At 32.3% G+C, this 12,999-nt stretch carries 13 protein-coding genes; 9 read left to right on the plus strand and 4 right to left on the minus strand.

Annotated elements, in window-relative coordinates; all coding sequences use genetic code 11:
* Positions 1–4: 4 nt before the first annotated feature.
* The 4 genes from PW52_RS06980 to PW52_RS06995 all read left to right on the plus strand — a co-directional run bounded on the left by PW52_RS06980 (position 5) and on the right by PW52_RS06995 (position 3,745).
* Entirely contained in the window at positions 5–1,237 is a 1,233-nt protein-coding gene (locus PW52_RS06980; RefSeq protein ID WP_044632195.1) for a peptidoglycan-binding domain-containing protein, read from the plus strand.
* 22 nt (positions 1,238–1,259) lie between these two features.
* On the plus strand, positions 1,260–1,610 hold the full coding sequence (locus tag PW52_RS06985; RefSeq protein ID WP_044632196.1) for a hypothetical protein: 351 nt from the start codon (positions 1,260–1,262) through the stop codon (positions 1,608–1,610).
* A gap of 4 nt (positions 1,611–1,614) precedes the next feature.
* On the plus strand, positions 1,615–3,231 hold the full coding sequence (locus tag PW52_RS06990) for an FAD-binding protein (RefSeq protein WP_044632197.1): 1,617 nt from the start codon (positions 1,615–1,617) through the stop codon (positions 3,229–3,231).
* 76 nt (positions 3,232–3,307) lie between these two features.
* Positions 3,308–3,745, plus strand: a complete 438-nt coding sequence (locus tag PW52_RS06995) for a hypothetical protein (RefSeq protein WP_044632198.1) — start codon at positions 3,308–3,310, stop codon at positions 3,743–3,745.
* Positions 3,746–3,767: 22 nt separating this feature from the next.
* Here the strand turns inward: PW52_RS06995 and PW52_RS07000 are convergent, their stop codons facing one another.
* Both PW52_RS07000 and PW52_RS07005 read right to left on the minus strand, forming a co-directional pair.
* Positions 3,768–4,862 (minus strand): ABC transporter permease, encoded by a 1,095-nt coding sequence (locus PW52_RS07000; protein ID WP_044632199.1) that lies wholly within the window; start codon positions 4,860–4,862, stop codon positions 3,768–3,770.
* Between the two features lie 7 nt (positions 4,863–4,869).
* Positions 4,870–7,008 carry a carboxy terminal-processing peptidase gene (locus PW52_RS07005; protein ID WP_044632266.1) on the minus strand — a complete coding sequence of 713 codons (2,139 nt, stop codon included), beginning with the start codon at positions 7,006–7,008 and terminating at the stop codon, positions 4,870–4,872.
* 177 nt (positions 7,009–7,185) lie between these two features.
* On the opposite strand from PW52_RS07005, the gene surE reads away from it, so the two are divergent.
* From surE to PW52_RS07030, 5 genes are read left to right on the plus strand one after another with little or no spacing between them, the layout of a single operon-like run.
* Positions 7,186–7,962: a 5'/3'-nucleotidase SurE gene (gene surE, locus PW52_RS07010; RefSeq protein WP_044632200.1), complete on the plus strand. Its 777-nt coding sequence runs from the start codon at positions 7,186–7,188 to the stop codon at positions 7,960–7,962.
* Positions 7,955–8,239: a hypothetical protein gene (locus PW52_RS07015; protein ID WP_044632201.1), complete on the plus strand. Its 285-nt coding sequence runs from the start codon at positions 7,955–7,957 to the stop codon at positions 8,237–8,239. Before surE ends, PW52_RS07015 begins: the two co-directional genes overlap by 8 nt.
* A gap of 11 nt (positions 8,240–8,250) precedes the next feature.
* Positions 8,251–9,363: a lipid-A-disaccharide synthase gene (gene lpxB, locus PW52_RS07020; RefSeq protein WP_044632202.1), complete on the plus strand. Its 1,113-nt coding sequence runs from the start codon at positions 8,251–8,253 to the stop codon at positions 9,361–9,363.
* Between the two features lie 7 nt (positions 9,364–9,370).
* Entirely contained in the window at positions 9,371–9,877 is a 507-nt protein-coding gene (locus tag PW52_RS07025) for a C40 family peptidase (RefSeq protein ID WP_044632267.1), read from the plus strand.
* 26 nt (positions 9,878–9,903) lie between these two features.
* The gene (locus PW52_RS07030; protein WP_052823409.1) at positions 9,904–11,943 is read left to right on the plus strand and encodes a ComEC/Rec2 family competence protein; all 2,040 of its coding nucleotides are present in this window, start codon (positions 9,904–9,906) and stop codon (positions 11,941–11,943) included.
* 5 nt (positions 11,944–11,948) lie between these two features.
* On the opposite strand, the gene PW52_RS07035 is transcribed toward PW52_RS07030, so the two are convergent.
* A complete protein-coding gene (locus PW52_RS07035; protein ID WP_052823410.1) occupies positions 11,949–12,419 on the minus strand; it encodes a thioredoxin family protein in 471 nt (156 codons plus the stop codon).
* A gap of 6 nt (positions 12,420–12,425) precedes the next feature.
* Positions 12,426–12,971 carry a thioredoxin family protein gene (locus PW52_RS07040; protein WP_044632204.1) on the minus strand — a complete coding sequence of 182 codons (546 nt, stop codon included), beginning with the start codon at positions 12,969–12,971 and terminating at the stop codon, positions 12,426–12,428.
* Positions 12,972–12,999 lie beyond the last annotated feature (28 nt).

Below are 12,999 nucleotides of genomic sequence, written 5' to 3' on the forward strand. Positions count from 1 at the left end.
GGTCATGGCTACATTATATCTAGGAAGTTGCGATACTGGAAAGCGACCGAATAACCGGAAAACGTACTTAAAACCCTACCACATGGATGGTCTTTTACTTGATAAAGTTTCGTTTAGAGACGACGACAGAACCAAGTGGCGTTCGTTTAGAAATGTTGATGGAAACGAGGTTTTAATGCTACAACAATTTTTGTTTGATGCTGGTTTTATGCCTCGAAACGACTTTAGTGGCATTTTTGGTTATGTTACTCAAGCGGCTGTAAGGCTATTTCAAGAATATGTGCGCACGGTAGAAAATGTTAGCACAATGGTGCCGGATGGTATTGTTGGTGCTGGTACCATGAAACATATAATGCGGTGGAAAAACAACGGTATAACTTCGGTTTGGAGCCAATTTAAAACCAACCCAACACCACAATATATAAACTGGATTAATCTTTTAAATAAAGCGAAACAACACTACGCTTTAAACCCAGGCCCTATTTTAAGTGAATTTAATACATTAGGCAAAACGTACTCCAGCATAAAACCACACGATTGGGATTTTAGTACCGATAAAATTCACCTAATTGGTGTTCGTAGAAACCAAAATGAAAGTACTACAAAACGTAAAAACGACGATTTATTCTTTTTATTAATTAATGGTATGGTATTTACATTTTGGGGATCGACAGACCCGAGTGTAACCATGGCACAACGCCAAGACGAAGCCTTTTTAATTGAAGGCCAACACTTATATAGATTTGGATGGCACAAAATAACCAACGAACGTAAAATATATCGTGCCTTAAAGCCTAAAAACCCAAAAGGCGTTATGATTCTTCGCGATTGGGATAATAATAATTCTCTAACAAACAACGATTTAAAGGTTGTCGATAATCAAGGTCGTACAAAAGGGCTTCAAGTAAATCCAAGCATTAATATTCATTGGACCGGAGTTGGAAGCTCTAATTTTTCGGCAGGATGCCAAGTTATTGCTGGTAAAAGCTATTTAAATCATAACAACAAACTACAAAACTGCTCGGGCTTTGCTTCAACGAGTTACAGCGGATTAACAACTTCAAAAAAGAAAACAAAAGGCGCTTACAATATGTTTACCGATTTGGTACTTTGTTATGCACCTCCAAATATTTCTGAACTTTATTACACGCTCGGACGTGAGGAATCACTCGATTTATCTTCGGAATTTGGAAGCGATTTTGCTTCAAAAACCTTAACAAAGCTTCAATCGATTTAAAACCATAAAAACTTATTACCCCATGAAAAACCCAATTAAACTTTTCACATTAATTACTACTTGTTTACTGCTTAGTTCATGCTATTCTGTACGACTTCGTAGTGTAAACGGCACTTATCAACCCGATCCGCTATTATCGCGAAACGATTATTACAGAGGCATGGAAGTTGTAGAACTCGATACGGTTATTAAAATTGATATAGTTTCAAAAGACTTCACCTATTTAATTAAAGAAACCGACGCTTGTAAATCTGGCAAACTACATACGGTTGAATTTAAAAACACGTTTGGAGGCTCACTTTTAAGTGTATTTTCTTTTGGAAAAAAACGCAAGCTTAAAGTTAAATATGTATGCATGAAACCTACAAATTAAAATTATGGCAACTACAAAAACACACGATTTAAAAACATGGGACACCTTACATAACAACGGTTCTTTCCCATTAAAAAAACTATACATAACAGAGTTAGAAGGCGATGGTATTCTTCCAAAAAAAATCGACCGATATAACGATGCTGTTATTGAAATTCAGCGTTTAATAAAAGAAACTTACGATGCCAATCATGGATTTAGAGCCTATGGTTCGGCTTGGTCATTAAACCATATTGCACATCATAAAGACCGCATGCATTACAATGGCTTTATGAATATTCATATTCCTATTCAATCAGAAAATTTACATAACGATACAAGTTTTAATGCCGAAAATTTATTTCTATTTCAATGTGGCACTACAATTAAACGAATTTCTGAAGTGCTCTCATCTCACGGCAAATCATTAAAAACTACAGGCGCTAGTAACGGACAAACTATAGCGGGTTGTATTTCTACTGGCGTTCATGGTTCGGCTTTCCAAGTAGGTTCGGTACAGGATTATGTTGTAGGGTTACATTTAATAACGGGTCCCAATGTTGACGACAGTGTTTATATAGAACCCAAAAGTAAAGCGGCATTAAATGATACTTTTGCCAAATCGATTTCAAAACAAATTATTAGAGACGATGCCATGTTTTACGCCGCATTGGTTAGTTTGGGTAGCTTCGGATTTATTCACGGTGTCGTAATTGAAGCCGAACCACGTTTTTTACTTAATCGTTATGTTCGAAAAATTGATAAAAATATCGCGTTACAGCTCGCTGATACTTTAGATTTTAAAAATTCTACATTCAAAATAGCTGCGGAAACAACACCTGATGGTTTTGGTAAAACACCATATCATTACAAAGTATTTGTAAATCAATACAGTAATGAAGCAGAATACGTTGTTGAACTTATGTATAAGCATGATTACAGAAACGATTATAAAGACCCGTTTCCAATAATTAAGCAATCCTTATACATGGATTTAATTCATTTATTTACCAAAATGGCAGAAAACTGGCCCAAAAGTATACCTTGGCTGATTAAGCGTTTAGAAAAATCGATTTTGCCAAAAGTCGACGAAGATTTAACCGGAACCTTACCCGAAATATTTTGGGATGCGCCATACCAAGGACCCGCTTTTGCTTGTTCGGTTGGTATTGACCACAAAGATGCTTCGAAAGTTTTAAAACTATTATGCGATTTAACCACTAAAGAAGGACCAATACCAGGTATTTTCGCCATGCGATTTGTTAAACAAACGAAAGCTACATTAGGATTTACAAAATTTCCAATTACTTGTATGTTAGAAATTGATGGTGTACAGTGGAATAAAACTAAAAAAATAATGAGTTTCGAAAAATATTGCACTCGAATTATTGAAGTTTTGCAAGAAAACAACATCGATTTCACTCAGCATTGGGGAAAAGGAAGTCATTGGAAATTTAAAGACTTGGTAAATTACATGTACGGTGAAGATGCCGTAAACACATGGAAATCACAAAGAAAAAAATTATTAAGTGCCGATATGTTACATTTTTTTGCCAACGACTTTTTGTATGAAACAAAATTGGTAGAAGACGATATCATTATAGAACCTACAAATCCGCAAACCGACGACTTAATAACTTAAAAATATTTCTATTTTTGAGGCATTAAACTATAGCTCAAACAAATTTAACTCCAACAAAATCTAAAATATTTAAATCATGTCAGACAAATCTAATTTTCCGTATAAAACCCTTATTTGGGCACTAGTGGCTCTCATTGCTCTTTTTCTATTTAAAAGTCAGTTTGAAAACCTTTTAACCAATGCCTCCGAACTAAATATTATGGGTGTTGTTATTAAAACAAACGATAAAAATGCCCAACGTTTAAAAGATTCTTTAAATAGATACAAAACCGAAGTAGATAAAACCATAACCGATTTAACCGATCAACTTTCAGAAAACGAAGCAGATATAAAGCAACTCGTTTTAAACAACTCCGATTTAAAAAAGCAAATAACGTCCTGCACTGGAGATAAGGTTAACCAAACACCGGTTTTTGTTGGCACGGATATTATGAAAATGCTTAAAAGAAATAATGAATTAAAAGCTAAAACCAACGAAATTAAGAAGGTTGATATTTTGAGTTATAAGAAATAGTATTTTTAATTTCAATTTATTATTATCCTTTAACATCGAGAGCATCTCGCAGGGCATTACCAATAAGCATGAAAGCCATAACCAAACTCATAATACAAAGTCCTGGAATAACGGCTAAATAAGGTTTTCCTAAAATAATATAATTATAGTGATCTTTAATCATGGCGCCCCAACTAGACATGGGCGGTTGTGCACCAATACCTAAAAAGCTTAAGCCACTTTCTATTAAAATAGCCGATGCAAAATTAGCTGCCGATATTACAATTACTGGCGCCATAATGTTAGGTAAAATATGTTTAGTAATAATTCTAAAATGACTGTATCCTAAAGCTTTAGCAGCCGTAACATATTGCATTTCTTTAACCGAAATAATTTGTCCGCGTACAACACGAGCAACTTCTACCCACATGGTTAATCCTACAGCTATAAATACTTGCCAAAAGCCTTTTCCTAACGCTAAAGTAATGGCTATTACTAAAAGTAAGGTTGGAATAGACCAAGTTACATTAATTATCCACATTATGGCCGCATCTACTTTACCTCCAAAATATCCAGCTAAACTTCCCATAAAAATACCAATAACTAAAGATATAAACACAGCAACAAAACCAATAAAAAAAGAAATTCTAGCACCAACAAGAATACGACTTAATAAATCGCGACCATACTTATCGGTTCCTAGTATAAAGTTTTTTTCATTTATGAAATCTTCGGCCGACTTATTAGGAAAAACATTTAAATTAAGTTTTTTTTCTGTACCTAATAAGCCATCAGAAGTATATTCTGTATAAAACAAATTATTATTCTCAATTTTATAATTAGAAATAGGCACTTCAGTATTTATATTTATTTTACCAAAGAATAATTTATCGAAAATATTTTGCTTGGTTTTTAAATCTGAAGGAATAGTGAGCACTTGAACTTTAAAACCAGGTTTTTTAGAATGGATTGCCAAATGCATTTGGTTAGCATATTGCGAATTATCTGGTGCGAGTACATAAGAAAACACCGAGACCAAACCCACAATAATTATATAGATGAAGCAAAAAACGCCCCAAAAGTTTTTCTTAAACTTTTGAAGCGCTAATTGTTTTAATGACTTTGATTTTTCTGCCATAAAATGTCTACTTTTTAACTGCTGAAGCCACCTTTTTAATTGGGTAAGATGCTTTTAAATCTTCTAATACATTTAAAGCTTCTTCAATGTAAACATCTTTACTTAAACTCTTGTGCCATCGTTCCCGTTTTTCTTTTAAATCTGAAGAGTCATTTTCAATCAAGGATTTTTCAAAAGTTGTTGAATAGAAATTTAAATGAGCGTTATAATCATCAATAGCATCGAATTTTTTTGACTCTGCTTCATTTTTTTCATTTTGTTTCACATAATCATTGTAGTTTAATGAGAAAACAGTTTCATCAATTTTATTTTTAACCCATTTAGCATTTTCATCTATTAATGCAATTTGCGGATTATTTTTCATTCGCTCATTACTTTTAGCCACCGTAGTCTCGTAATCGAAGTAATTTTCCCAAGGAGTATAAATAGCTGGGTCTATTTCGTCCCAAGGTAATGGGTTATCCTTATCTTTTTCACCAACATTTATATAAGTAAAACGCCCAGGAACAGTAACATCACTTTTTACTCCTTCTAACTGAACCGAACCTCCGTTAATACGATAATATTTTTGTGTTGTTAAAGCCAAGGCTCCTAAATCACCAGCATTATTGTTACGTAACATATTATTTAAGTTCATAACATTTTGCACAGTACCTTTTCCGTAGGTTTGCTTACTTCCAATAATAATTGCTCGTTTATAATCTTGCATTGCTGCAGACATAATTTCGGAAGCAGAGGCTGAAATTTCGTTTACTAAAATCACCAATGGACCATCCCACGAAATAGATTTGTCTCTATCCTTAAGCACCTCCTTGGCTTCGCCCGTAGAACGTACTTGTACAATAGGACCATCTTTTATAAATAGACCTGCCATTTCTACCACAGTAGGCAATGATCCTCCACCATTATTTCTTAGATCTAGAACTAGACCTTCCATTCCTTCAGCTTTTAAATGCTCTATTTCAGCCTTAACATCTTTAGCTGCGTTAATATTCTTATAATCCTGAAAATCAACATAAAAAGCTGGCAAATTAATTATACCAAATTTTTTTCCATCTTTTTCAACTACTGAAGCCTTAGCATAAGTATCTATAATTTCAACAATATCCCGAGTAATTGTAATGTCTTTAATCGTCCCATCAACCTTCTTAACGGTTAATGTTACTTTAGTTCCTTTAGGACCTTTTATGTAATTAATGGCATCGTTAATTCGCATACCAACAATATCCACAGGAGTGTCCTCGTCTTCTTGCTTTACTTTTAAAATAACATCTTCAACTTCAAGCTCTTCTCCTTTCCAGGCAGGACCGCCAGAAATTAACTCAACCACTTTTATATAATCCATTCGTTTTTGTAAACGAGCTCCAATACCTTCTAGTTTTCCTGACATACGTTGATCGAAATCTTCTTTATTTTTAGGAGCCAAATAATAGGTATGCGGATCGAATTCTTCTACAATTGTATTTACATAAATTGCAAACCAATCTTCTCTTGTTTGGTCATCTATATAATCTTCAAAAATAATATTCAATGATTTTAAAGTAGCTTCTCTTGCTTCTTTCTCAATTTCAGCATCAGATTTTACAGTATACGACGGGTCTTTTTCTTTTTTTTGTTTTTCTTCTCTTTTAAGATCGTCGTAGTTTGAAATAGTTGAAAATTTTAACTGTTTTCTCCAACGCTCCGTCATTTCTTTTTTATTTTTCGGGAAATCAGCCTTTTCTGTATCACTATCATAAGATTCGTTAATAGTATAATCGAAAGGTTTAGCTAAAACTGCTTTGTATATTTCTTTAGCTTCCGCAATACGTTGTAACGTTCTTTGATTAACAACATTAAAAAAAGTTATATCTGTTGCCTTTAATTGATCGTCGATAGTTAACTTAAACTTTTCGAAATCTTTAATATCCGACTCATAAAAATAACGTTTAAAAGGATCGGTTATAGAAATATAATCTTCGAAAAAATCTTCCGAAAATGTATCATCAAATTGAATTGGATCAAAATGCCCTTGTTCTAAAACAAAGGTTATAATTTGAATTAATAATTTATCCTTGTCTGGGTTATCAAATTTTTTTGTAGTAAAACTGCACGAAGCAAATGCTAATAACAATACCAAAAGCATTGCTTTATAATTCCTTTTCATAATTTTTCTCATCTATTAAATTTAGTTGCTCTAGGAAGCACGACATTATTTTTACTAAAATAGTAGAAAAAAGTATGCCAAAACAATCAAACGCTACTAATTTTTTGTTAAACGACCTTATTTAATCTTTTAATATGTAATTTATGTATTTTAGCGCATAGAATTTAAACAAACAGTATGGCAGAAAGACCACTTATTTTAGTAACTAACGATGATGGCATAAATGCTCCTGGAATTCGTGCTTTAATTGAAGTTATGAATGAGCTTGGAGATGTAGTTGTAGTAGCTCCAGACAGCCCGCAAAGTGGCATGGGACACGCTATTACGTTGTACTCCACGCTTTTTGCAGATCCTGTAACCATAGACCAAGGTCCACAAACAGAATACAGCTGCTCCGGAACACCTGCCGATTGTGTAAAAATTGCCATTAGAGAAATTGTAAATAGAAAACCAACGCTTTGTGTTTCAGGTATTAATCATGGGTCTAACGCTGCGATTAATGTGATTTATTCGGGAACTATGAGCGCTGCTATTGAAGCTGGTATTGAAGGTATTCCTGCCATTGGATTTTCACTATTAGATTATGGTCATGATGCTAATTTTGAACCATCGAAATCTTTTATAAAAACCATTACAGAGCAAGTTTTAAAACATGGTTTACCCGAAGGTATTGTTTTAAATGTAAACATACCAAACGTAACTAAAGATGCTATAAAAGGTATTAAAATTTCTCGACAAGCACGATCGAATTGGGTTGAAGAATTCGATAAACGCCAAACACCACAAGGAAAAGATTATTACTGGCTTACTGGAAAATTTGTTAATTTAGATGACGGCAAAGATACCGACTCCTGGGCGCTAGAGAACAATTATATTTCGATAGTCCCAACACAATTCGATTTAACTGCACATCACTTTATAAAGAATTTAGAAAACTGGAATTTAAATGATTAAAAAAGACGTTATTATAGGAATAATAGTTGGCTTAGTTGCCAATACAATTGGCTTAATATTAGCAGCAATGTTACTTGGTGGTGGCGACGATTTTACCGCTGTTATTAAAGCAGCCATTAGTGAAGGTTTTTTAGGTAAATTAATAAGTTTAGGTGCTATTTTAAACCTGATTGCTTTTTTTGTTTTTATTAGAAAACGACAAGATTACAAAGCGCGCGGTGTACTTTTAATAACTGTTATTTTAGCTGTATGTACCTTTATTTTTAAAATATTTTAGACCATTAATAAATGACATATTACATTCTTGCTGGCGAAGCTTCGGGCGATTTACATGGCGCTAACTTAATGAAGGCATTGTACAAAGTTGATGCTAATGCAGACATTAGGTTTTGGGGTGGCGATGCCATGCAAAATGTTGGTGGCACTTTAGTAAAACACTATAAAGAGCGTGCTTTTATGGGATTTATTGAAGTTATTTTAAACCTCAATAAAATTTTTAAACTAATAAAATTTTGCAAGCAAGATATTGCAACATTTAAACCCGATGTTATTGTATTTATTGATAACTCCGGATTTAATTTACGAATTGCAAAATGGGCAAAACAGCAAGGTTTTAAAACCAATTATTATATTTCTCCACAAGTTTGGGCATCGCGTGCAAAACGTGTTTTTGATATAAAACGAGATATTGATTCCATGTATGTAATTCTTCCTTTTGTTGAAGATTTTTATAAAAAATACAATTACAACGTGCATTTTGTTGGCCATCCTTTAATTGATGCCATTGCAGATAGAACCCAAGTTAAAGAAGCTAAATTTAGAGCAGAAAACAAATTAGGAGACAAACCTATTATTGCGCTTTTACCTGGAAGCCGTAAGCAAGAAATAACTAAAATGCTCTCAGTAATGCTAAGTTTAGTAGACGATTACAGCAATTACCAATTTGTAATTGCAGGAGCGCCAAGTCAGGAGTTTAGTTTTTACCAGACCTTTATAAAATCTAATAACGTTAAGTTTATAGCTAATAAAACCTATGATTTGTTGAGTATTTCGTATGCAGCATTGGTAACTTCAGGAACGGCAACTTTAGAAACCGCTCTATTTAAAGTACCGCAAGTTGTGTGTTATAAAGGTAGTAATATTTCGTACCAAATTGCAAAACGTATTATTACCTTAAAATATATTTCGTTGGTGAATTTAGTAATGGATAAAGAAGTGGTTACCGAGCTAATTCAAAACGATTTCAATAAAAAACGCTTAAAGCAAGAATTAAACAACATTTTAAATGAAGACATGCGAAAAACCATGTTTTTGGATTATTTTGAATTAGAAAAAAAATTAGGTGGTAAAGGTGCCAGCAAAAAAACAGCCGAATTAATTTTTAAAAATGCCCAAATTTAATATTACCATGAAAAAACTTGTACTTTTATTAATGCTTCTTGTTGCATTTAGTAGTTGTAAATCTTCAAAGAGTACAAAAGGTAAATCATCTAAAACTACCGTTAAATCTAAAAAAAACACATCAAAATCTAAAGCAGATAATATTATTGATTATGCCGAACAGTTTAAAGGCGTAAAATACAAATGGGGAGGAACCACTAAAAAAGGAATGGACTGCTCTGGCTTAATTTACACTTCATTTACAGCTAACAATGTGCAACTACCTAGAATATCGAGAGATATGGCGAAACGTGGTACAAAAGTTAATTTAAAAAATGTACATAAAGGCGATTTACTCTTTTTTAAAACAGGAAAAAATAAAAGAAACGATATTAACCATGTAGGATTGATTGTAGATATTGTCGATAATGATATTAAGTTTATTCACTCTACAACTAGTAAAGGTGTTATTGTTTCAGGACTTAATGAAACTTATTGGTTAAAAGCTTTTATTGAAGCGCGTCGCGTTTTGTAAGATATTTATTATATTTAGAAGCGACTATGAAGCTTCTAAACTTTACCATTATCAATCTTACTATTTGCCTAATTCTAGGCATTGTAATGGGTTATTTTATAAATATAACCGTTACAATTTCATTAGTTACTTCTGCCCTATTTTTATTGTTATTAGCCATAAGCTATGTGTATTTTAAAAACAAGCTTAATTCATTGATATGGTTTGGAGTTTTGGCTTATTTAACAATTATTTCTATTGGTGTACTTACCGTAAATTTTCATAATCAAAAAAACCATATAAATCATTATACTAAAACAATTTCCTACGGCGAAAACAATATTAAAACTATAAGTTTTAGGGTAAAAGAAATACTGAAACCAGGAAACTATTATAATAAATATGTGGTTGATATTTTAAAAATTGATAGCACTAAAGTTTCCGGAAAAACACTATTAAACATTGAAAAAGATAGTACCGAAATTCGTTTAAATGTTGATGAAATAGCCATAACCAAAGCACAGTTAAAGGATTTAATTCACCCTTTAAATCCGCATCAATTTGATTATAAAAACTATTTAAGTAAGCAATACATTTACCATCAAATATTCACAACAAATAATGCTGTTTTAAAACTAGACTCAAAATCAAAAAGTATTTTAGGTTTTGCAAACACTATTAGAACCTTTATCAATGCAAAACTTAAAGATTATCATTTTTCAAAAGATGAATTAAGCATTGTTAATGCACTACTGTTAGGTCAACGACAAGATATTAGCAAAAACATTTACACCAGTTACACCAATGCTGGAGCTATTCATATTTTAGCGGTTTCTGGTTTACACGTTGGTATTATTCTCTTTATTTTAAATATTGTTTTTAAACCTATTGAACAATTTAAAAATGGTAAGGTGTTTAAAACTATTTTAATTGTTTGTTTCCTTTGGGCTTTTGCTGTAATTTCAGGTTTATCGGCTTCAGTAACGCGAGCAGTTACTATGTTTAGCATTTTAGCAATTGCTATGAATTTAAAACGGCCAACTAATATTTACAACACCTTAGCCATTTCAATGTTTTTTATTTTATTAGTAAAACCTATGTTTTTGTTCGATGTTGGTTTCCAACTTAGTTATTTAGCCGTTTTTAGCATTGTTACTATCGACCCTATTTTATATAAACTATGGCAACCCAAAAATAAGTTTCTCGACAAATACTGGCATACTTTTACGGTTACAGTATCTGCTCAATTTGGTATTATTCCTATTAGTTTATATTATTTTCACCAGTTTCCGGGGTTATTTTTTATTTCGAATTTAGTTATTATTCCTTTCCTCGGCCTTATTTTAGGTTTGGGAGTTTTGGTAATTGTATTAGCTTGTATAAATGCCTTACCTCAATTTTTAGCTACAAGTTTTGGCTATATAATTAATTTAATGAACGATTTTGTGGGTTGGGTTTCTCAGCAAGAAGACTTTCTATTTAAAGCTATTCCTTTTAGTTTTATTTATGTAATAACTAGCTATTTTTTAATTACAGCTTTTGTGAGATGTTGCATTAAAAAAACTTATTGGAACATTCGTTTATTCTTGATTTCTGTCTTAATATTTCAACTAGCTTTTTTTTATACAGATTTAACTAAACCTTCAAACGAATTTATTGTGTTTCATAAAAGTAGATTTAGCCTTATCGGAAATACTTCAAACAACAATATTACTATTGCTTCAGATTTAGATAGCTTAGAACATTCAAAAACAAAAATCATTAAAGATTACCGCATAGGAAACCACATAAATCAAGAAAAACATCAAGCTTTACAAACCTATTATCAACTCAACAACACTTCTATTTTGGTAGTTGATAGCTTAGGAATTTATAATTTTAAATCCGTAAAACCAGATTATGTATTACTGCGGCAATCACCAAAAATTAATTTAAACCGATTGATTGATTCTATAAACCCAAAACAAATTATAGCGGACGGCAGCAATTACAAAAGCTATATTGAACATTGGGAAACCGTTTGCTTAAAACGAAAAATCCCTTTTCACCAAACAAGTAAAAAGGGCGCTTTTATTTTAAATTATTAATTGTTTTAATTTACTGGTGCTACAATATTATTAGCGACTTCGAGCCATTTTTGAGCACCTCCGCGCACGTAACCCGTTTTTCCTAAGCTATTTAAATTCTTTTTTCCATCTTGCGCCAAACCAGGTTTTGCAAAATGTACCGAAGGATATCCAGTTACTTTAAATATTTTTTGAAGTTGATAATTCTGAATTTGTAACTCGCGCTCTAATTGTTTACGTCTCGGAAAATCTAACTCTACTAAAACAACATTTTGTTTTGCCCAGTTTTTAAAATCGGAAGTTTTAAACACTTCATTTTGCAATCGAGTACACCATCCGCACCAATCGGAACCTGTAAAAAATAACATTAAAGGTTTGTTTTCAGAATTAGCTATTTCGTAAGCCTCATTCATATCGGTATGCCATGTTAATGCTTCTTGAGCATTAGAAACAGAATAAGAACCAATAAATAAAAACGTTATTAAAATATATCTCATAATCTATTATCCTTTAAATTCAGCATTAAAGTTTTCATAATATGTATTAAATTCTTCTTGCGAAGTTATATTCTTATGGTCGTCGTTTTTAAACATCTTTAAATAAATTTCAATTTGACTTGGGGTTTGATATCCGCGCAACGGTGTAATAAGATCTCCGTTTTCATCGAAAAACACAACCGTTGGATATGCATTTATTTGAAGATATCTTGCAAAATCATGTGGTGAATTTCTACTGTTTGCATTTGCAGGATTATAATCAGGGTTACCAAAAACGGTATCTTTATAATTAATCTCATCGTTACCTTCACCATTAAACTTTACGGCATAATAATGTTGATTTACATAGTTTGCTACGTCTTCATTTTGAAACGTGTTTTTATCTAGCATCTTACAAGGCCCGCACCAACTGGTATAAACATCCATCATAATTTTTTTGGGTGTTTTCTTTTGAAGTGCTAAGGCTTCATTTAAGGTTAGCCACTTAATTTCTTGAGCACTAGTTGTAATAGTAACCAAGGCAATAAAAATTGTAAATAGTATATGTTTCATAACCCGTTTAGTTTCAAAAGTCGTTCCG

The organism is Neotamlana sedimentorum (genome assembly GCF_000943565.1).
Taxonomy (GTDB): Bacteria; Bacteroidota; Bacteroidia; order Flavobacteriales; family Flavobacteriaceae; genus Neotamlana; species Neotamlana sedimentorum.

Coding starts and splice junctions, on each gene's coding strand:
- PW52_RS06980 (WP_044632195.1), top strand. CDS start 5: ATGGCTACATTATATCTAGGAAGTTGCGATACTGGAAAGCGACCGAAT.
- PW52_RS06985 (WP_044632196.1), top strand. CDS start 1,260: ATGAAAAACCCAATTAAACTTTTCACATTAATTACTACTTGTTTACTG.
- PW52_RS06990 (WP_044632197.1), top strand. CDS start 1,615: ATGGCAACTACAAAAACACACGATTTAAAAACATGGGACACCTTACAT.
- PW52_RS06995 (WP_044632198.1), top strand. CDS start 3,308: ATGTCAGACAAATCTAATTTTCCGTATAAAACCCTTATTTGGGCACTA.
- PW52_RS07000 (WP_044632199.1), bottom strand. CDS start 4,862: ATGGCAGAAAAATCAAAGTCATTAAAACAATTAGCGCTTCAAAAGTTT.
- PW52_RS07005 (WP_044632266.1), bottom strand. CDS start 7,008: ATGAAAAGGAATTATAAAGCAATGCTTTTGGTATTGTTATTAGCATTT.
- surE (WP_044632200.1), top strand. CDS start 7,186: ATGGCAGAAAGACCACTTATTTTAGTAACTAACGATGATGGCATAAAT.
- PW52_RS07015 (WP_044632201.1), top strand. CDS start 7,955: ATGATTAAAAAAGACGTTATTATAGGAATAATAGTTGGCTTAGTTGCC.
- lpxB (WP_044632202.1), top strand. CDS start 8,251: ATGACATATTACATTCTTGCTGGCGAAGCTTCGGGCGATTTACATGGC.
- PW52_RS07025 (WP_044632267.1), top strand. CDS start 9,371: ATGAAAAAACTTGTACTTTTATTAATGCTTCTTGTTGCATTTAGTAGT.
- PW52_RS07030 (WP_052823409.1), top strand. CDS start 9,904: ATGAAGCTTCTAAACTTTACCATTATCAATCTTACTATTTGCCTAATT.
- PW52_RS07035 (WP_052823410.1), bottom strand. CDS start 12,419: ATGAGATATATTTTAATAACGTTTTTATTTATTGGTTCTTATTCTGTT.
- PW52_RS07040 (WP_044632204.1), bottom strand. CDS start 12,971: ATGAAACATATACTATTTACAATTTTTATTGCCTTGGTTACTATTACA.